General features: G+C 42.7%; 17 protein-coding genes. 15 read left to right on the top strand and 2 right to left on the bottom strand.

Going from position 1 to position 21334, the window contains the following annotated elements; translation table 11 throughout:
• Nucleotide 1: 1 nt before the first annotated feature.
• From AC0YOD_RS11690 to AC0YOD_RS11750, 13 genes are all read left to right on the top strand, one after another.
• Nucleotides 2–655 (top strand): response regulator, encoded by a 654-nt coding sequence (locus AC0YOD_RS11690; protein ID WP_475799475.1) that lies wholly within the window; start codon nt 2–4, stop codon nt 653–655.
• A gap of 205 nt (nt 656–860) precedes the next feature.
• Nucleotides 861–2255, top strand: coding sequence for a cytochrome ubiquinol oxidase subunit I (locus AC0YOD_RS11695; RefSeq protein ID WP_475799476.1), 1395 nt, complete (start codon nt 861–863; stop codon nt 2253–2255).
• Between the two features lie 30 nt (nt 2256–2285).
• Nucleotides 2286–3296: a cytochrome d ubiquinol oxidase subunit II gene (gene cydB / locus AC0YOD_RS11700; RefSeq protein WP_475799477.1), complete on the top strand. Its 1011-nt coding sequence runs from the start codon at nt 2286–2288 to the stop codon at nt 3294–3296.
• Nucleotides 3297–3306: 10 nt separating this feature from the next.
• A complete protein-coding gene (gene cydD / locus AC0YOD_RS11705) occupies nt 3307–6939 on the top strand; it encodes a thiol reductant ABC exporter subunit CydD (RefSeq protein ID WP_475799478.1) in 3633 nt (1210 codons plus the stop codon).
• Between the two features lie 459 nt (nt 6940–7398).
• Nucleotides 7399–8955: a sensor histidine kinase gene (locus AC0YOD_RS11710; protein ID WP_475799479.1), complete on the top strand. Its 1557-nt coding sequence runs from the start codon at nt 7399–7401 to the stop codon at nt 8953–8955.
• Complete coding sequence (locus tag AC0YOD_RS11715; protein ID WP_475799480.1) at nt 8930–9961, top strand: response regulator transcription factor; 1032 nt, start codon at nt 8930–8932, stop codon at nt 9959–9961. The genes AC0YOD_RS11710 and AC0YOD_RS11715 overlap by 26 nt, the downstream gene beginning before the upstream one ends.
• A gap of 257 nt (nt 9962–10218) precedes the next feature.
• Nucleotides 10219–11889, top strand: a complete 1671-nt coding sequence (locus AC0YOD_RS11720; RefSeq protein WP_475799481.1) for a type 2 periplasmic-binding domain-containing protein — start codon at nt 10219–10221, stop codon at nt 11887–11889.
• Between the two features lie 80 nt (nt 11890–11969).
• Nucleotides 11970–12857, top strand: coding sequence for an ABC transporter permease (locus AC0YOD_RS11725; RefSeq protein WP_475799482.1), 888 nt, complete (start codon nt 11970–11972; stop codon nt 12855–12857).
• Nucleotides 12858–12878: 21 nt separating this feature from the next.
• Nucleotides 12879–13769, top strand: coding sequence for a carbohydrate ABC transporter permease (locus AC0YOD_RS11730; RefSeq protein WP_475799483.1), 891 nt, complete (start codon nt 12879–12881; stop codon nt 13767–13769).
• 42 nt (nt 13770–13811) lie between these two features.
• Nucleotides 13812–15359, top strand: coding sequence for a glycoside hydrolase family 31 protein (locus AC0YOD_RS11735; RefSeq protein ID WP_475799484.1), 1548 nt, complete (start codon nt 13812–13814; stop codon nt 15357–15359).
• A gap of 250 nt (nt 15360–15609) precedes the next feature.
• The gene (locus AC0YOD_RS11740) at nt 15610–16020 is read left to right on the top strand and encodes a YvaD family protein (RefSeq protein WP_475799485.1); all 411 of its coding nucleotides are present in this window, start codon (nt 15610–15612) and stop codon (nt 16018–16020) included.
• 23 nt (nt 16021–16043) lie between these two features.
• Nucleotides 16044–16610 (top strand): TetR/AcrR family transcriptional regulator, encoded by a 567-nt coding sequence (locus AC0YOD_RS11745; protein WP_475799486.1) that lies wholly within the window; start codon nt 16044–16046, stop codon nt 16608–16610.
• Between the two features lie 9 nt (nt 16611–16619).
• Entirely contained in the window at nt 16620–16946 is a 327-nt protein-coding gene (locus tag AC0YOD_RS11750; RefSeq protein ID WP_475799487.1) for a DMT family transporter, read from the top strand.
• A gap of 15 nt (nt 16947–16961) precedes the next feature.
• Here the strand turns inward: AC0YOD_RS11750 and AC0YOD_RS11755 are convergent, their stop codons facing one another.
• On the bottom strand, nt 16962–17171 hold the full coding sequence (locus tag AC0YOD_RS11755; protein ID WP_475799488.1) for a hypothetical protein: 210 nt from the start codon (nt 17169–17171) through the stop codon (nt 16962–16964).
• 166 nt (nt 17172–17337) lie between these two features.
• A complete protein-coding gene (locus tag AC0YOD_RS11760; RefSeq protein ID WP_475799489.1) occupies nt 17338–18360 on the bottom strand; it encodes a LacI family DNA-binding transcriptional regulator in 1023 nt (340 codons plus the stop codon).
• A 332-nt stretch (nt 18361–18692) separates the two neighbouring features.
• Between AC0YOD_RS11760 and AC0YOD_RS11765 the strand changes: the two genes are divergently transcribed.
• Together AC0YOD_RS11765 and AC0YOD_RS11770 are read left to right on the top strand one after the other, a co-directional pair.
• Nucleotides 18693–20027 (top strand): DUF4832 domain-containing protein, encoded by a 1335-nt coding sequence (locus AC0YOD_RS11765; RefSeq protein WP_475799490.1) that lies wholly within the window; start codon nt 18693–18695, stop codon nt 20025–20027.
• Nucleotides 20028–20034: 7 nt separating this feature from the next.
• Nucleotides 20035–21327: an acyltransferase domain-containing protein gene (locus AC0YOD_RS11770; RefSeq protein ID WP_475799491.1), complete on the top strand. Its 1293-nt coding sequence runs from the start codon at nt 20035–20037 to the stop codon at nt 21325–21327.
• Nucleotides 21328–21334: the final 7 nt, after the last annotated feature.

Genomic DNA, 21334 nt, shown 5'->3' on the forward strand with positions numbered 1-21334 from the left:
AATGGAAAAAATAAAAATTTTAATCGCCGATGACCAGATGCTGACGCGGGAAGGTCTAAAAACAATCCTCGATTTAGAGGATGATTTCGAGGTAATTGGGGTTGCTAGTAATGGCAAAGAGGCTTGTGAAATGACCGAAGAGCTCCGGCCTAATCTGGTGCTGCTTGATATTCAGATGCCAATTATGAATGGCATCAGCGCCTTAAAGCGAATTAAAGGGCTCCACCCGGAAATTTTTGTTCTCATTTTGACTACCTTTATTGATGCAGACTATATTGTGGATGGCATGGCAAATGGAGCAAATGGCTATATGCTGAAGGACATGGACGGGGATAAAATGATCGCCTCGATACGCGACACGGTAGCTAACCAATTTATTCTTCCTGCTGCCGTGGCAGCCAAGTTAACGGCGAGGCTGAACCAGCTGACGTTAGATTATGAACAATGGCAATCAACCAGCATGAAGCGTATTACGCTGACAGAGAGGGAAGAGGAATTAGCACAGCTAATTATACAGGGGTTGAATAATCGAGAAATTGCTGATACGCTGCATATTGCTGAGGGTACGGCTCGCAATTATATCAGTAATCTATACGGTAAATTAGAGGTAGTCGATCGCGCGCAAGCGATTATACGACTTCAAGCTATCATGTAAATATATAGTTTTACTAGGGTTATGCTCCTAGTTATTTATTCTTTATGGAGACACCTGTCTCTTTTCTGCATCTTGTGCAGGGGAGAGCGGGTGTTTTTTGTTTTGTCACAAAAATGGTAAAAAATCAGTCTTATGATGTGCGGAAGATCACAGTAAACGGCCAAACAAGGATTTATACTTAATCCGAATGAAGGGAGCTGTTATTGTGGAAGCATTAGATTTAGCTAGATGGCAGTTTGGTATTACAACCGTATATCATTTTCTATTCGTACCGTTGTCGGTCGGATTAGCCTACTTGATCGCTTTTATGCAGACGATGTACGTAACGAAGAATGATGAGAAGTACAAGCAATTGGCAAAGTTTTGGGGTAAAATTTTTCTGCTGAATTTTGCAGTGGGTGTCGTCACAGGCATTATGCAGGAGTTCCAGTTTGGCATGAACTGGGCAGACTATTCTCGCTTCGTAGGAGCAGTATTTGGAGGCCCGCTTGCTGTTGAAGCATTAGTATCCTTTTTCTTGGAATCTACGTTCCTCGGTATTTGGATATTTGGTTGGGATCGCCTTTCCAAAAAGGTGCATCTGGCATCCATTTGGCTAGTAGCGATTGCAGCAACGCTTTCGGCATTATGGATTTTAAGTGCCAACTCGTTCATGCAAGAACCAGTCGGGTATGAGATTGTGAATGGACGCGCGGAGATGACTAATTTCTTTGCCTTGCTTGGCAATAAGCAGCTTTGGGTAGAGTTCCCGCATGTTATCTACGGCGCACTTGCAACTGGAGCACTGTTTGTGACAGGAATTAGTGCTTATAAGATTATTCGTAAGCAGCAGGTAGACTTGTTTAAAACATCCTTCTCAATTGGTATCGTAGTTGCGCTTATTTCCAGTATTCTAACAGCTACAGCTGGACATACGCAATCGCAGCATCTCATGTCCTCTCAGCCTATGAAAATGGCTGCTGCTGAAGCACTTTGGAATACGAGCGGAGAAAGTGCACCATGGACAGTCATTGCCTCCATTGATCCAGAAGCGCAAAAAAACGGATTTCAAATCGAGATTCCTTATGCGTTAAGTATATTGAGCTACAACAAGCTTACCGGCAGCGTGCCTGGCATACTGGAGCTTCAGGCAGAATATGAGCAAAAGTATGGTCCAGGCAATTATATTCCGCCGGTACGGACAACATTCTGGAGCTTCCGGATCATGGTAGGATCAGGAATGCTTATGATTTTTCTAGCTATGTTTGGTACGTGGGCAATGATTCGCAAGCGTTTGGAGAATTATCGTATCTTCTTAAGGCTCATGACCTTTGCTATGGCTCTCCCTTTTATCGCGAATTCGTCAGGTTGGATTATGACTGAGGTTGGGCGGCAGCCATGGATTGTATTTGGTCTGCAAAAGACAGAAAGCGGAGTATCACCGCTGGTTTCATCCGGTATGGTAGCGACGAGTTTAATCGGCTTTACTGTCATTTACGGCATTTTGGCGGCAATCTTTATCTATTTAGTCGTCCATTATACGCGTAAAGGCATAGAAACCGATGATCATAATACGCACGGAATGCTGAATAACGAGAAGATTCATACCACGGCGATTTGACGCCGAATTTAAATGCGGGAGGCAAGGGCTATGCTGGAATCCTTGTGGTTTTATTTAATCGCAACGCTGTTCGTTGGATTTTTCTTTCTGGAAGGCTTTGATTTCGGCGTCGGCATGCTGACGCCGTTCCTAGGCAAAACAGATACGCAGCGAAGAGTGCTTATAAATACAATTGGTCCCTTCTGGGACGGAAATGAAGTATGGCTAATTACAGCGGGAGGCGCTATGTTCGCGGCCTTTCCAAACTGGTATGCGACGCTGTTCAGCGGATTTTATATGGCGCTGTTCCTCATGCTCATAGCACTGATCGGCCGAGGGGTTTCTTTCGAATTTCGGAGCAAGCTGGAGAATCCAAAGTGGCGTACCACTTGGGATTGGATCATATTCTCTGGAAGCTTACTGCCCCCGCTGCTTTGGGGTGTCGCACTGGCGAACCTGATGAGAGGCGTGCCCATTGATGAGAATATGAACTATATCGGTTCATTCTGGGATTTGATCTCATTTTACTCAGTAATGGCAGGTGTAAGCATTGTCCTTCTATTCCTTCTGCATGGCGCATTGTTCCTCTCCTTAAAAACAGAAGGAGAGCTGCGTGAGAGAGCACGGAATTTAGCTTTGAAAATCGGTCCAATAACGAGCGCAGTGCTGCTTATCTTCGTTGTGCTAAGTTATTTTGAGACGGATATGTTCACAGGTAAAGGTATTAATCCGGGTTCTGTACCTATTTTGGCAGGCTTTGCTTTACTGTCTGTTCACTTCTTCCTTAAGGCAGGACGTGATGGCTGGGCATTTATTATGACAGGCGCAACCATTACACTATCCACCATTACTGTGTTTATGTGTCTTTACCCGAATGTAATGATCTCGTCGTTAAACCCGGAATGGTCGCTGACGATTTATAATGCAGCATCCAATGCCTATACACTGAAAGTGATGACCGTCGTCGCTCTTACCATGGTACCGATTGTTATTGCCTATCAAGCATGGAATTATTGGATATTCCGCAAACGGGTCAGTATGAACGATCATTTGGATTATTAAGGGCAACGCTATGATAAAAAAATTATTCCAACAAGTTCCTGGAAGCCGCAAGCTGTTTGCTGCAAGTATCATTTTTGGTTCGGTGGGCGGCTTGCTGCTAATAGCGGAGGCCCTGTATCTTGCCGGGGTTGTAGATGGTGCCTTTCTGCGCGGAAGCAGTCTATCTGCTCTTATGCCTGCACTGTATATGCTGCTCGGTATTATTGCCATCCGCGGGCTGCTTCAAATGGCAAGCGACTATGCATCGGCTCAAATGGCGCAAGGCATTAAGAGTGATCTTCGTCTCCGACTCGTCCGAAAGCTTGGAGATCTTGGTCCCCAGTATGCAAAAGGCGAGCAGAGCGGTGAGCTGCTTGGAACGGTTTACGAAGGCGTCGAGCAGTTGGAAAACTATTTAGCTAAGTATTTGCCGCAAATGGCCCTATCTATGTTTGTCCCTATGGCTGTATTCTTCGTTGTAGCAGGTACGGACTGGATCTCTGCCGTTGTATATATTGTAACGCTGCCGCTCCTAGTGGTGTTTATGATTCTAATTGGAAAAGCGGCTAAAGCGAAGACGGATCGACAGTTTCAAATGCTCGGTCGCCTTGGCGGTCATTTCCATGAGGTGCTGCGTGGATTGACAACCTTAAAAATTTTCAATCGCAGCCGTGCGCAGTTGGACATAATCGGAAGAATTAGTGAGGAGCATCGCCGTTCTACGATGGGAACCTTGAGACTTGCTTTCATGTCTGCGTTTGCGATGGAGCTGTTTGCTACACTTAGTACGGCTATTATTGCAGTTTTTCTTGGTCTGAGGTTAGTTGAAGGAGAGATAGGGTTCGAGCAGGCATTTCTAGTGCTGCTTCTTACACCGGAGTTTTATGCCCCTGTTAGAGCGTTAGGCACCCAATTTCACGCAGGCATGAATGGTGTAACGGCGGCAAGCCGTATATTCGACATTCTAAATACGGAGCCAAGCGGGTGGACGGAATGTGAAGGTGCCCAAACCCTTCCGCATCGACCAAATGGTTATCGTATTGTATTTGAAGGTGTCAGTGTTCGCTATGCTGGAGAGGAGCGTTTCGCCCTATCCAATCTATGGCTCACCTTAGAGCCGGGCGAGAGAATCGCAGTTGCCGGACCTACCGGGTCTGGCAAGAGCACACTGCTGGATTTGCTTCAGGGTTTTGTTAAACCAACGGAAGGCCGTATTTTAATAGATGGTATTGAGATGTCGCAGCTATCTATGAGTTGGTGGAGAAAAGAGCAATCTGTGCTTTCACAGCATATTCATCTCTTCCATGGGACGGTTAAGGATAATATTCGATTAAGCCGACCAGAAGCAACAGATGAGCAAATTGCAGTCGCTGCTCATAGAGCGCAAGCAGGTGCTTTTATTAAAGCTCTGCCACATGGCTACAATACTTCGCTTGGTGAAGCTGTTCGTTTGTCGGGCGGGCAGGCACAGCGTATTGCGATTGCAAGAACGATGCTGCGTGATGCGAGTCTAGTTCTACTTGATGAACCGACCTCTGGGCTGGATAGCATTCATCAGCGTGGTGTGAGTGACGCTCTTCATACATGGCTGCAAGGACGTTTGTCCGTAACGGTTGCGCATCGACTAGAAACGGTACATCAAGCGGATCGAATTATTATGCTGAGGAAAGGTCGAGTGGTTGAGATAGGCTCCCCTGGTGAGCTGATTGCTGCGGGAGGACTTTTCGCAGAAATGATTGCAGCTTACAACCGAGACAAGATGAACGAGCCTCGTATGCTTCCATTGTCTCAGGAGGAGCGAGAAGTCATTTTTTTGAAGGAACAGACGGGACAGAACAAGCCAAAGTTGGAGACAACGAAAGAAAAAGCAGGCAACGGCCAACTGAAAACCCTCATGCGGCTCATGGGTCTCATCGCACCTTATAAGTGGAGAGCGCTTCTTGCCCTTATGCTCGGCTTTGCAACGGTAGCCGCAAATGTCGGATTGATGGGCACTTCAGGGCATTTAATTGCTCAGGCTGCGCTGCGTCCAGAAAACGTATTACTGCTCTATATTCCGATTGTTGGTGTCAGATTCTTTGGAATCTCTAGAGGTGTGCTTCGTTATTTGGAACGTCTTGCCTCTCATGATCTGACCTTCCGTATCCTTCACCGTATGCGTGTCTGGCTGTATGGAAAGCTAGAGCCGAAAGGAGTACGGCTGTTTGAGAATAAACGAAGCGGAGATGTACTGGGTTCGGTTATCAGTGATGTAGATCAACTGCAAAACTTTTATTTGCGAATAGTTGCTCCGTCTATTATTTTCGTACTAACAATCATTCTTGGTTTTGTTCTGATGGCTAGACAGCAGTTGGAGCTTGGTTTGCTGCTTGCGGGCATGATGCTTCTTTCCGGGCTTGTCGTTCCTTGGATCAGTCATAGACTTGGCAGGAGCCGCGGAGAAGCATTGGTCGAGGCGCGTTCCAATATGTATGAAGAAACATCCGATATGCTCGGTGGATTAGCCATACTAATTAACTTCGGTGAGATAGAAACGATGCAAAAGCGTATTGGGCATATTCAATCGAGGTTAAATGTATCTCAGCAGAGTCAGAACAGAATTGCTGCTATAGCAGGTGGAACCATGACAGGTCTTTCCCATCTAGCGATGTGGGTCATTCTCATTATGGCTATTCCGCTAGTAACGTCTGGCTCCATTAGCGGAGCTGTTATTCCAGCGCTAGTATTGATATCGCTAGCTTGCTTTGAGGCAGTATCGCCACTGCCGCTTGCTTTTCAGCAATTTGGCCAGACCCTTGCTTCCGGCGAGAGATTGTTTAGCTTGGAGGAGAATAGGGCAGAAACAGAGTATGAGTCATCTGGGTTGCGTAGTGTTGAAGAGCGTCCAGCGCATTGGAGTGCGGCTGTAAAAGGGCTTGCCCTGCAGTATGCCCCAGATGAGCCTGCTGCTGTACGTGATGTTACGTTATCATTAGCACAGGGAAGGCAAATCGCTGTCGTGGGTGAGAGCGGGTCGGGAAAAAGTACGCTTCTGCAAGCAATGCTTAAACTAAGGGCTTATCAAGCTGGTTCTATTACCATTAATGGGACGGAGCTCAGCCAATTGTCGGAGGAATCCGTACGATCTCAATTCGCGGTCGTCTCCCAACATGTACAATTGTTTAATGCTACAGTTGCCGACAATCTAAGACTAGGCCGAGCTGAAGCAACCTTGGACGATTTGCGTGCAGCTGCACAGCTTGCTGAAATAGATGAGACCATTATGCGGCTGCCAAATGGCTATGATACGATTATTGGTGAATGGGGAGCGAAGCTCTCTGGAGGCGAACGTCAGCGAATTGCTTTGGCAAGGGCGTTGGTGCGTAAGGCACCTGCAATCTTATTCGATGAACCAGCAACCGGACTAGATCCTTTGACGGAGCAGGCATTTCATATTAATATAGCACCGATGCTTCAAGAAAAGGCTGTTCTATGGATTACACATCGATTATCCGGCCTTGAGCAAATGGATGAAATTATCGTTCTCCATAACGGTGTTGTCTGCGAACGTGGTTTACATGAGGAATTGCTGGCACACAAAGGCATGTACTCACGAATGTGGCAGCTGGAGAGGGAGAGAGAGTATAGCACCGAGCTGTATAGAAATACGCGACTCTCAGGATAATACAGAGAGAATCCACCCTTATAAATATCAATATCAATCTAGCCTAAATGAAAGAGAGTATCCTATACGGTACTCTCTTTTTAATTTTTGGGCCATTATATGATCAGTAAAGTAGAGAAATAGATTCACCTTTATTAAGATAGATGGTGCTGCAAGCTTGCCATAATGATACACATCGACGTATTGTTAATTAATGTGAAAGAGACTTAATAGAAGCTAAGGAGAGAACGTTTCATGTTGCAATTCGGCAATATTAAGTTAATCCCTAAACGTTTTTTACCTAAAACCTTGCGGGGACGACTCAGTATTCTTCTGGTGTTCATTGTCTTAGTTCCTGTCATCTTGATTGGATATATATCCTTTCAATGGATGTCGGTGGTCCAAACTACCAAAATTGATGAGGATTTATCGAGTAGTGTCAAACTAGAGAGGGAAGCGCTTGAAAGAATACTAAATAACTTGAGTGACGCATCCCAAATGCTTACCATTGACAGCGGCACCGGGCAGGATGTGTACGACTTCTTTCAGGCAGATACCCCTTACGATCGAGCTGTACTTTTTAAAGATATTACAAAATCTATGAATCTTATTAGTTTATCCAACCCTAACTTGGGACAATTATTTTATTATTTTCCGGGCAGAGAGGTTGAGTTTCGGTTTGAAAACTTGCCTATTACGAAAGATCTGAATCTTGAGGCATTGCCATTATTCTATCAGGCTAACCGCATATCTTTTTATGGTCCGCACCCATCGCTGGCCAAGGGGGCTGAAAATCGGCTTGTGTTCTCTATAATGCGAGAGGCAAGCGATGATGAGCCCACTTATTACGTATATGTCGAGACTAGAGCTGATAATCTTAAAGATATACTTTCTCCTAGTCAACTCGGTATGAAAGCGCTATACTTCCTTGTCGATCCCAGCGGTAAAATAGCTTATAGCGATGATACAGAGTTGGCCCCGAAAGGTACAGGGTTATCAGACATTATTAAACTGAACTTGGATGGAAATTTTCAAATGTATGAATCTTCGAGTCGTTATGGATGGACGCTTGTAATGGCCGTGTCTAAGCTGGAATATGAAGCTGAAACAACAAAGTGGTGGCGGCAATATACATATATTTCGGTGTTATCGCTCAGTATTGGTCTTATTTTCGCTTTTGTCATCTGGCGAATGGTGTATCGACCGCTTCAAATCATAACGAAAGAAGTGCGATTGTTTACCGGCCAACAACCGACAGATTCTCTGACTGTTCAGACCGGTTTGGATGAATTCGATATTCTCTTGGATAGGTTCTACGATATGCGTAACAGGCTGATTGAATTGATCGGAGAGATTAAGCATGAGGAGAAGCGTAGAGGCGAAATGGAGGTTGAGAAACTTTTAGTTCAGATCAATCCTCACTTTCTACATAATACACTGAACACCGTTCAATGGTTGGCGAGAATTCATCGGCAACCGCAAATTGACCGGCTTGTCTCTATTTTTACCCGTGTACTGCATTACAATTTGGGCAAGCAGAATATTATCGTTCGAATGGGTCAGGAAGTGGAGGCGCTCTCTAATTATATTGAACTGCAAAATATTCGTTATAATTATATATTTCAGGTAGAGGTGGATGCTGATCCTGACTTAATGGACGTGCCTATACCTCGTTTCATTTTGCAACCTTTGGTGGAGAATGCTTTGTATCACGGGCTTCCTGATGATAAAGGAAAAATATCGGTTACAATTCGTAGGATAAATGAAAATCAGTTTGAAATGTGTGTGTCTGATAATGGGGCGGGTATGAATCAGGAACAATTGCAGCACTTATTAACGGATAAGGGAAATGAGGAACAGAAGACGGGACTTGGTATTGGGTTGAAATACGTCGTCAAACTGCTGGATGTTTACTATAAGGAGCAGGCTAAATTCAAAATGGAAAGTGTAGAAGGCAAGGGAACGATTGTTTCGATGATATTACCTCTTAAAATGGAAGGAGTGTCATTTGATGATAAGAGCAATGATCGTAGATGATGAACATTTAGTACGTGTCGGATTAAAAATGACGATGCCATGGGATAAGTTCTCGATCGAAGTGACTGGTGAAGCCAGGAATGCTGAGGAAGCACTCAAACTGCTTGAAAAGGAAACCTTTGACCTAATGTTCGTCGATATCTCAATGCCAGGGATGAATGGCTTGGATCTAGTTAATAGGGTGGGTACGCTCTATCCTGACATTTCAACGGTTATTCTCACTTGTCACCAGGAATTTGAGTACGTACAGAAGGCGCTCCGTTTTGGAGCAGTGGATTATTTAGTGAAGACGCAACTAGAGATAGATGTGATGGAACAAGCCTTGCAGCGAATTGTATTACGTATGGGCGAAGCCCAAAGCGATAGACCCGAGGCGATTACGCAAGCAGAGGCATCAACCTCCAGTGAAGACATGAAGGAGCTATGGTTTCAGGTGAAATGGCTGTTGGATGATAGCTTGTTCACACGAATGATTAGTGTAATGGAGCATAGAAAATCTGGAAATTATGCAGCAATACTGAAAGAATCCAGTACATACTGGGCACAGTGTCTACCGGTTTATGCTGATATTTTTGAAGAGAAATCTATGGGTAAAGATGAGCATTGGAAACAAGCTTCTCAGTGGATGAGTGATATTCGTAAAGCAGCAGTTAGCCGACTAATACGGACCAACTATACAGAAGAAGTTATTATGCAGATATTAATTGCATTAGATTATATTCATCAGTGTGAAGGCAAGCAACCGCCGCAATCAGAGCTGTGCTTGCATGTAAATATGAGCCGCAGCTATTTCAGCAAATGCTTTAAAGATGTAGTGGGTGTTTCATTTTCTACATATATTCAGAACGTTGGATTAAACCGTGCTAAAGCACTGCTAATGGAAACGAATTATCCCGTCTATCGTATAGCTGAACTGGTGGGGTTCCAGGACGAAAAGTATTTCAGCAAGCTTTTTCGTGAGCGGACAGGCTTTCTGCCAAGCCAGTATCGCTCAAGCATGCGATAATGAAAAAACCTATTATGAATAAAACGAAGTGCTGGTATTATAACCGGCGGCTTCGTTTTTTTTAATACCCTTATGGTGGAAAATGGTCTTTCAAAGGTGTGTTAATTGTCCTTTTCGTTTTTTTTATTAGCGTTATTTAAACACAAAAACCGCAGATAATGAGGACATTTGACTTTCTCGTCCTCAGAGCAAGCGGTGCTATAATGTGAAAAACGGCTAGAGAATATACTTTTTAATTATGAAAGGGGTTTCTTAAATTGAAAAAAACAGCAGTACTACTGTTTATGTCTCTCATGTTGATATTCACTAGCGCATGTTCCAGTGAGACCGGAATAAATGAAGGCGGGAAGAAAGAAGACAACAACGCTGAATCCGCGGCAGATCCTTTCGAGCAGCTTCCCAAAAAAGTAACCATTAATATGGCGAAAAGCGAGGGAAGTATCGATCTGAATCTTCCAGCCGGAGATTCTATCAACGATAATGAATGGACTCGCTTGCTGGAAGACAAATTGCAAGTTGATTTGAATTATCTGTGGACTGTAAAAGGCGGGGATGCCTACACTCAGAAAGTGAAGCTGTCTATTGCTAGTAATGACATCCCGGATATGTTCATTGTTGGACTAGACGAGTATTTAGAATTGACCAAGAATGGCATGATTGAAGATTTGACAAATGTATACAAGAAATATGCTTCAGACGGCTTGAAAAGGCTATATGAAACAGATGGCGGCAAAGCATTGGAAACGCTTGAAGTAGATGACAAAATATATGGTATATCTGCTATGGGAACCATCGATAATAACTCTCCCATTGTTTGGGTACGTCAGGACTGGCTCGATAAGCTTAATTTAGAAGCGCCGACCAACTTGGAACAATTGAAAAAAGTGACTAAAGCTTTTATCGATCAGGATCCAGATGGCAACAAGAAAGCCGATACGGTAGGTATTCCTGGACAAAGTAATTTCTTTAAAGCGGATATGCTTTCATATGACGCGGTATTCAATATGAATCAATCCTTTCCGGGGATTTGGACAAAAGATAACAATGGAGAGGTTGTATACGGTTCAACAACACCTGAAACCAAGGAATCATTGGGAATTCTTCGAGATATGTATGCAGAGGGGCTACTCCTCAAAGAATTTGGCGCTATGAAATCGGACCAAACAGCGCAGCTTATCGCAAGCAACAAAGCTGGTATTTTCTTTGGCTCATGGTGGGCAGGATGGTTTCCGCTATCGGACTCTATCAAGAATGATCCGACGGCTAAATGGCGTGCGTATACACTCAAAAATTCCGATGATGACACGTATTATGCAAAGCAAGAAAATCCGGTTGGAAATATATTGGTTGTCAAAAAGGGCTTCTCTAATCCAGAGGCTGCAATAAAAATGCTGAATTGGCAAATACGGATGCTATATGAAGAACAATCGCTGAATCCTTACGAAAATGCAAATCCGCCAGTGCATGACAATGCGCTGCCAATTCATATTGGTTTGTGGAGAGCTGATGAGGTATTAAAGCTGCATGAACTGGTTGTGAAGATGGCTGCCGGTGAAACAGTGGACAAAGCAGCCTATGCAGGAGCTGAATATTTAATTGAAGATGCAGCAAAAGTAGCAGAATTGTGGAAGCAGGGAGAAGACTGGCTAAGCCAAAACAATGATAAATACGGTGAACCGTTATCACGTGTTATCGGTGTACAACCATTAGTGGCTGAGAAGAACATCAAGCGCGTATACAGTGAGTTTTATGGCAAGACCAAAACAATGGAACGCAAATGGGTTAACCTAGCGAAATTGGAAGACACAGCATTTATGAAAATTGTGCTGGGCAACAAACCGTTGGATTACTTTGATGAATTTGTAAAAGAGTGGAATGATCAAGGCGGACGTGAAATTACGGAGGAAGTTCGCAAGCAGGTGCAATAAATACCGTCCATAAGCAGCTGTGGAGCCGGTCTTGACCGGCCCATAACTGCTTTCATGGAGTAAGAAGGAGGAATTCAACGATGATTAAACGAACATCTCTGCATTACCATTTGATGCTCTTTCCTGGTATATTGCTTTTGCTAATATTCAGTATATACCCCATGTTCGGTATCGTAATTGCATTCCAGGATTTTAGCCCCGTTAAGGGATTCTGGGGATCGGATTGGGTTGGTCTGGAAAACTTTAAATACATGCTTGAAATACCAGACAGCAGACAAGTGTTTTTTAACACCATTTATATTGCAGTTATGAAAATTATCGCTAATTTGGCGGCAGCACTGGTCTTTGCATTGCTGCTAAACGAGCTTCGTGCTCAGCTTCTGAAGCGCTCTATACAGACTATCGTTTATTTGCCCCATTTTATTTCTTGGGTATTAATCGGCGGTATAGTCGGACAAATGTTCTCGATGGATGGTGTCATCAATCAGGGTCTTAAATTACTAGGTGTGGATTCTATATTTTTTCTCGGCAGCAACAACTGGTTCCCCTTTATTATTGTAGGGACCGATGTCTGGAAAGAATTTGGTTTCTCTGCAATCGTATTTTTGGCTGCACTGACTAGCATTAATCCAGTGCTCTATGAAGCAGCAGAAATAGATGGAGCAACCAGGTGGCAAAAGCTTAAATTCGTGACTCTCCCCGGCATTTCAGCAACAATCATTCTTATTGCGACATTAAGCCTTCAGAATGTATTAAATGCAGGATTCGAGCAAGTGTTTAATCTCTATAACACACTCGTCTATGAGTCTGGTGATATTATCGACACCTATGTTTACCGAATGGGATTAATCGAATCACAATACGAATTGGCAACTGCTGTTGGTATGTTGAAATCAATCGTTAGTCTAATTTTAATCTCAATTTCTTATAAATTGGCTTCGAAATATGCAAATTACAGAATTTTTTAGCGGGATTGGAGGATTACAACTATGGTTTATGGAAAAGGGCCGCTCAATCGGGTTATTGACGGATTCATTCTAGTCATTCTATGCGGCATCGCTGCCCTTAGTTTGTTTCCGCTGATTCACATCCTCGCCATTTCATTCAGCGATAAATCAGCTGTTGCCGCAGGCGCAGTCGTTTTATGGCCAAAAGGCATAAATTTAGAGGCTTATCGTGCGGTTATTGAGGACAAAATGTTCTTTACGTCATTCTGGGTATCTGTGGAGAGAGTATTGCTTGGAGGCTCAATTCAATTTATCCTAACTATTCTAATGGCTTATCCGCTTTCGCGTGAAGTGAATGTATTTCGTTCGCGAAACTATTATATGTGGTTTGTCGTATTTACAATGTTGTTTGGTGGCGGTTTGATACCTTGGTATATGACAATACGTGATCTCGGTCTGCTTGATTCAATCTGGGCGCTTGTGCTTCCGGGTGCGGTCCCTGTTTTTAACGTCATTATATTGATTAACTTTTTCCGAGGTATTCCAAAAGAACTGGATGATGCCGCAAAAATTGATGGGGCTGGACCGTGGCGTACGTTGATACAGTTATATGTCCCCCTATCCTTGCCAGCGCTGGCAACAGTCACATTATTCAGTATCGTAGCACATTGGAATTCCTTCTTCGACGGCTTAATATTAATGAACAATCCGGAGAATCAGCCGCTGCAAACCTATTTAAATCAGATCGTGGTTCAATTCAATAATTCAAGTGCAAATATGACTGTTGATGAGATTGAAAGAATAGCTAAACTGTCAAATCAGACTGTCAATTCGGCCAAAATATTAGTCAGCATGATACCTTTATTGATTTTATATCCAATGCTGCAAAAATATTTTGTAAATGGCATAACACTAGGGTCCGTAAAAGAATAGCGTCATCGCTTTCTGGATCAAAGAGAGAGAGGAGCAAGTGGCATGATGAAACAGGATCTAATATTGGATATACTGCCGGATGAAGTTTGGTGGGGCGGCGTTGTAAATGATGGCGTTCGTATGCCATTCTCAGCTGAACATGAAGTGAAAAGGGATCTCGGAGGTCATCTGGCATACAACCAGGGAGCCCCCCTTCTCCTATCCAACAAAGGTCGTTATGTATGGTCTGAGGAGCCTTTAAGTTTCGAGATTGCGAGCGGTGAGCTTAGAGTAAACGGAATGAAAGATTTGATCCAAGCGGGTCGCGGCGGTGAAAACTTGAGAGAAGCCTTTTTGCATGCTTCCTCTACGTTCTTTCCGCCAAGCGGGACTTCACCGGACAAAAGATTTTTCACTGTTCCGCAGTATAATACTTGGATGGAAATGTCGTATGATTGTTCACAGCAGAAAGTAATCGATTATGCAGAAGCCATTCTCGCAAATGGTCTGCCTCCCGGTTTATTAATGATTGATGATAATTGGCATGAGTATTACGGGAAGCTATCTTTTGACCGTGAGAGATTTCCAGATCCGAAAAAAATGGTAGAGCATCTACATAAGCTTGGCTTCACGGTCATGCTCTGGGTATGCCCATTTATAAGTCCAGACAGTCCTGTTTATCGTTACCTTAACAAGAGAGGATGTTTGGTTCGCGACTCCAAAGGTCGCCCCGCTATTCGTGAATGGTGGAACGGATTTAGTGCAGTTCTCGATCTTACCAATCCAGAGGCGGATGAATGGATAAGGAAACAATTCGACGAATTGATGCATTCCTATCATATAGACGGTTTTAAGCTCGATGCCGGAGACCCAGAATATTACGCGCTGGATGACATAACCTACAAACCCACTACACCGAATGAACAGAGTGAAATCTGGGGACGTCTGGGATTGCATTACCGGTACAATGAATATCGTGCCTGTTGGAAAATGGGCGGACAACCGCTGGTGCAGCGGCTGAGCGATAAGAACCATAGCTGGGGCTTGGATGGATTGGGGAGTCTGATTCCAAATGGACTGGCTCAAGGGCTTCTTGGCTTCGCGTTTAACTGCCCAGATATGGTGGGCGGTGGCCAGTATGAGGATTTAGTTAGACCAGACTTCAAAGTAGATCAGGAGCTCTTTGTGCGATATGCACAATGTGCCGCTCTGTTCCCAATGATACAGTTTTCAACGGCGCCTTGGCGAGTCCTGGATCGGGAGCATGCCGCATTATGTATGAAAGCGGCGCAGCTGCATGTTCAAATGGGCCAGTATATCGAGGATTTAGCTATTCAGGCGGGGATGACGGGGGAACCTATAATGCGTCATCTGGCATATATGTATCCAGACATGGGGTATGAAGTCGTTACGGACCAGTTTCTTTTGGGAGAACGTATGCTAGTAGCACCTGTTTTACAACAAGGAGCAGTTCGCCGAAACGTCGTCTTTCCTCCTGGTGAATGGGTTGATGAATACGGCTCAGTCGTTATGGGGCCGTGTGAGCGCGAGGTTGAAGCGCCGCTAGAGCGTCTGCCTTGGTACCAAAAAAAGGATACGACTAGATGTTAACGAGTTTTTCCTTGTCTTTGCCTTGTGGAAGCTAGCAATAAAAAGAGTTTTACACAAAAAACGAATCGGAGACGATATCGTTTTTTTTGTTTTATCTATGATCGTATCCCTGCGGAATTATAGATGGATTGACGATGAAAAACGAATCACTTAAATGAAGCTCATATTGATTTAGTGAAATGATTTTAGTATGATAGAAAACAAGGAAAACAAAATGTGTTATACGTTTTCCTGTAGAGGCGGCGATAGGATGAGTAGACGTTTAAGAGCACTAATGTTGATTACAGATATTGGATTCATTCTCTATTGGATCATTATTGGTTTAAATGTATTGCCTAAAGAGTACCTTTATGAGGACTACAGCAATGAATTATTAGTGGCATGGAATTTATCTTTTATCCCGTTAGATATTCTTATTTCTTTCACAGGGCTAATGAGTATTTACATCTTCAAAAGAAAGCTCCGATCATGGTCATCACTGTGTATCATTTCATTAAGCTTGACCTTTTGTTCAGGTCTACAAGCTATTGCATTCTGGGGATTCCGATATGATTTTGATTTGTTTTGGTGGATACCAAATTTATTTCTAATGATTTATCCTCTGTTTTTCTTACCAAGCTTAATAAAGAATAGTTCTATTATACAAAAGGCTGACAGCTAACAAACGGTGAACGGGTGTGAATGATGAAAGAAAGAATTGCAAATGCAGCGATCCGTGAGATGACAAAGCGGGGTATGAGGTTTTCAATAAGAGAAGTAACTAGCGAGCTAGGAATAAGCACGAAAACCTTTTATCAGTATTTTGAATCCAAGGAACAACTAATCAGCTTCATTATTGAGCAGTGTATCCAAGACATGAAAGAAGCCGAGACTGAATTGATGAATGATGCCTCTCTGTCCGTGAAGCAAAAACTGCAAAAGACTTTGGTTTTGCTGCCACGCAGCTTTGTTATTCATGATGTAAGGATTTTGCAAGAACTTAAACAACGATATCCAGAACAATGGAAGCTTGTTGATGATTATGTGAATCATGCTTGGGATAGCTTTCGATTGCTTCTTAAAGAAGGGGAAGCCAGTGGTGATCTCCGATCATTTAATTTGGAATTGTTTATCCAAGTTTATATTGGCGGTCTCTATCAATTAATGGATGATCAAGTGGCGGACAGAGTTGGACTGACGTTAGAGAAGGCATTGGAGCAGATGGTGGACCTATTATTGATAGGTATTTATAGAAATGAAGATGGAGAGTAGGGAATAGAGTTGAAAGCCTATTTGTTTTTATTAATGGCCATTACAAGCGAAATTTTTGGCACCTCGATGTTAAAGGCATCGGCAGGATTTACTAAACTTTATCCAAGCATCGCGACAGTAGTAGGTTTTGGTTTGGCGTTTTATTCCTTATCCCTGTCCTTGCAGCAAATTCCTTTGGGGATAGCCTATGCAATATGGTCAGGTGTTGGAACGGTGGTTACCGCTATAATCGGTATCGTTATTTGGAAAGAAACAGCGAGTCTGACGACTGTACTAGGTATCGTGCTGATTGTTGCGGGTGTAGTTGTTATTAACCTTAAAGGTACAGCACATTAAATAAGTGAGCATAGCTCATTTAAGTTGTACCTTTAGACGAAGTGCAAGTAATTTACGGGCTAACTCGACCGTCGAGCAATCTGCATATACTTCTACAGAGTTAAGGCGATCACGTATTGTAATCATACGAATATCTTTTTTCTCAATTCCCATCCACTCGGAGGAATGCCACGTTTTTCGGCAAACTAGGTAGCGGTTGTTATCTTTAACAACCCTCCACTTCATAATGACAATCTCCTTTCTATTGTAAAATATTATTGTAATGCATGATATCTGAAGCCTCAGATATCATGGTACCAAAAAGCAGCTCTTCCTCATCAGAGGATAGGCTGCTTTTGCGTTATTAGTCTAACCTTTCGTTTTTCATGGCGCATGAATAGGTGATTTTTGTTTAAGTTGAACTGCGTATGACCAGGTGTGTAGGTAAAATAACCTTCTTCGGCAGCAGAGTATTTCCATTGATTCGCTCTAATAAAAGGTCGACGGCGACCATGCCAATTTCCTTAGTGGGCACATCAATTGTAGATAGAGGAGGATTGGAGTATTTGGATACTTCAATATTGGATAGACCCATAACAGCCACTTCATCTGGAACAGAGATGCCATTGTTATATAAGCTATTAAGTGTTGCCATAGCCATCAAATCACTGGCAGCGAAAAATGCAGTAGGTAATTGATTGGTTTTGCATAAGTGATCAACCTTTTCTGTACAAACAACTTCATCCCATAAACAATCAATGACCCAATCGGGATTTACAGACATTCCGGCAGCATGCATAGTGGAATAGTAGCCCTGATAGCGCCGGCTTTCTTTTAAGTTGCTTCTTAATCCGCTTCCACCTATATAGCCAATATTAGTATGGCCTTTTTCAATAAGATGGCTTACTGCCAGAGTAGCAACATTGTGATGATCATAGCCTACATTATCAATATCCCAGCGTTCTGTATCGATGCCAACAATATGGGGAACCTGCTTGCGAACATACTCGTATGTTTCACTATTTAAGGATTCCATTAGGATAAGACCTGTAATGGGTTCATTAAATGTATTAAACAATATTTTCTTATCATCTAATTCATGTCCAGTCCGAATAAAGGAAATATTATAGCCTGCATGAAGCAATCGCTCTTCTACGCCAGATAAGATAGACATGAAATAAGGATCATTATATTTATTTTTTGTAACACTTAATACACACCCTATTTTGATGTGTGCCTTGTTTGCGGACGTATCCTTCGTCGCTGCTTGATGCTTAGGGCTTTCGGTGATTTTATAGTTAAGCTGTGTAACAGCCTGCCAGACTCTTTCGCGAGTTTCATCTGTAATTTTATATTTCGTATCATTGTTTAAAACTCTAGATACGGTGGCCGTGGACACGTTTGCTAATTTAGCAACATCCCTAATCGTACTCATAAAAATGCATAGTCTCCTTTATTGCTAATGACCGCAATGTTACGTTGTGAACCGTCATTAGCTTTTTTATGTTTTGTTGCGTAGAAATTACGTTGTTGCATTCTTGTCCTTATGTATACCTATTAAACTATATAGTACCATACGAATGATAGACTATGTCATCTTAAATTCAGTTTTATTTTCTTATAAATTTCTCTTGCAGGTTTGGTTAAAAATGTTATAATTGCACCATAAGATTACTAAACAAACCGTACATATAACGTAACATATAACGTAACAAGAATGCAAATGCTGTTTACTTTAGTGTATACCTGATTGGGGGAAGATGAGACATGAATAAACCAGTAACCGTGTACCCTGCAATAATCGATAGCTTAATAAGCAATCCTGGCATTGGTTTTATTTCAGCACCTGGATTAATGGGTGACATCGGCGATGTGTATGACAATAGAGGAGAAAAGCAAGAAAAATACAAGTTTACGGAAGACAGCTGCACGTACAATCATCCGGATAGCAAAGTATACTTCTGCAGTGTGCGCTGGAGGGATATAGAAATCGTGAAAGGTGAGTACAAGTGGGAAGTGCTGGAGGAAAAATTGGATTATGCGAAATCCATTGGCTGTACGGCAGTGGTACGCTGCTCGCCATACGCTCTAAGCGAGGAAGATGATATACCGGGATGGTTCCGGGCGGAAAACCCGGAGGAGCCTGAATTTCCTTTTTGGAGAGTAGATCCTCAGACAACACGATATGTTGACTATTGGTCTGATTTTATAAAGGCTTTTGCTATAAAGTATGACGGGCATCCCGTAATAAGCTCTATCGATTTGACGATTGTAGGAGCATGGGGGGAAGGCGGAGGGACGGAGTTCTTAAAGCCTGAGGCCATTCAGTGTATTACAGATGCCTATTTGGATGGATTCAAAATAACGCCTCTCCAAGCACTTTTGCATGACCCGATGTCTATGAAAATTATTACGGATCGAAAGGCCAAGGTGGGCTTTCGTGTAGACTGCTTAGGTGATATGGGCGGTTTTCATGGAAAAGAATGGTCGCATATGACTGATTTCTATCCTCAGAATATACAGAACTTTAAAATGGAGAATGCTTGGGAGAAAGCTCCGATTTTATTTGAAGCATGCTGGCATATGAATGATTGGTATCTTCAGGGCTGGAATATTGACTACATCATTCAGGAAACGCTCAAGTGGCATATTTCTTCCTTCAATAGTAAAGGAACGACTGTACCGGAGCCTTGGAAAGAAAATGTGGAGCAATGGTTGAAAAAGATGGGGTATCGCTTTGAATTAAGAAAGTTCACGTATGATTCTGAAGTGAAGGCGGGCGGGAAACTGGACATTGCTGCTTTGTGGGCTAATGTAGGAGTCGCTCCTATTTATAATCACTATCCGCTTGTATTGAAGCTTACAGGCAATGAGGGGACTTATACGCTTAATAGCAGAGAAGATATAAGAGAATGGCTGCCTGATGAAGATATTGCTTGGGAGGAAAGTTTCTCTATACCGAGCGATGTTCCAGAAGGAGAGTATCGTTTAGAAATTGGCATAGAAACCGGTGTGAAAGAGATCGGAAATATAAAGCTTGCGATTGAAGGAAACAAGGACGGCTATTACAAAATGGGAAAACTATTAATAGAGAAGGGATGAGTAAGGAATGAAGAGGAGATTGAATTTTCAAGAGTCTGTTGCGTACTGCAATTTTGATTATTTACCTGAAGGCTTAGAAGAAAAATATAAATGCTATGAACCGGATAACAAAACGATATTCATTCCTCGCAAATTTTTATCTGATATTTTTGAAGAATATCAAATCCCTGAACATACACAGCAATTGCTGGTTCGCGGAATTGAAGAAATAGAAAAGGATGAAGTATTATTTCTTTTCTCCACATTTTTAGTAGAAGACATGTGCACCGCGCGCAATCGCTGTGATGAAGCCTTTTATACGAATATGACTCCGGGATGTATGAAGCAATATGGTGATTTATATTCATTTCTTTTGCTGCTTTCCTGCGTTGTCCCTTCTATGGAATTGTTGGAAAAACGCGGAATTCCTAGCGAGTATTACGAGAGGATACCTCATCAGCCTCTAAAAACTCAATTAGAAAAAATTGCTGTTCATGGCGATTCTAATGTTCGTGACTTTCCATGGGATTTGAACTTTTATACATGTTCTATATTTCGACTAGATAGATTTCTCTTTATACCCCATCAATTTGGAGATAACTTCACCATGTTTCGTCATGTTAAAACACAAAAGGTAATTGCATTCCAACATGCGGGAGAAGCGTTTCGCAGCGATGGTCAAAGGAATGGAATTAATGATGTTTTTGATTCTCGAGGACATTTCACTTCAGTGTGGGAAGAAAATGGGGATTCCATCAAGGCTAATCGCATTAATCCAATGGGTTTCGTTGAAAGAGAACCAACTTCAATTGAAAAGAAGGAATGGAAACCCGTTCTTCAGAAAGGGGATACCCTTTTAGCACTTCATATTCCAGCTGGACCCGGTTATACACCCGACAGGCTGAAAAATTCAATGACAATGGCAATCGAATTATATGCCAAATATTATCCGGAGTTATCTGTAAAAGGCTTCTGGAGCGCAAGCTGGCTTTATGATACTAGATTATCACTCCTATTGGACAATGAAAAAAGCAATATCGTTCTAGTCCAAAGGCAGTTTTATAATTATCCAACATTTGAAGGGGACGGCATGCTGCGCTATGAAGCCTTTGGAGATCGGGAGGCAGATCCTGTCCGCAACCCTGATCAATTAACAACCTCTTTGCAAAAAGCAGCTGCAGCGTACATGAAGACTGGGGCCCGATTTAATACATTAAGCATGATCGTTCTGAAGGAAGAAATCGAAAAGATCGGAAGCATGCCATATATAACAGCTGCGGATATTGATCAATTCCTTAAGACAGTTGACAGCCATTTATAGGGGGAGG

The organism is Paenibacillus sp. J31P13 (assembly GCF_056269295.1).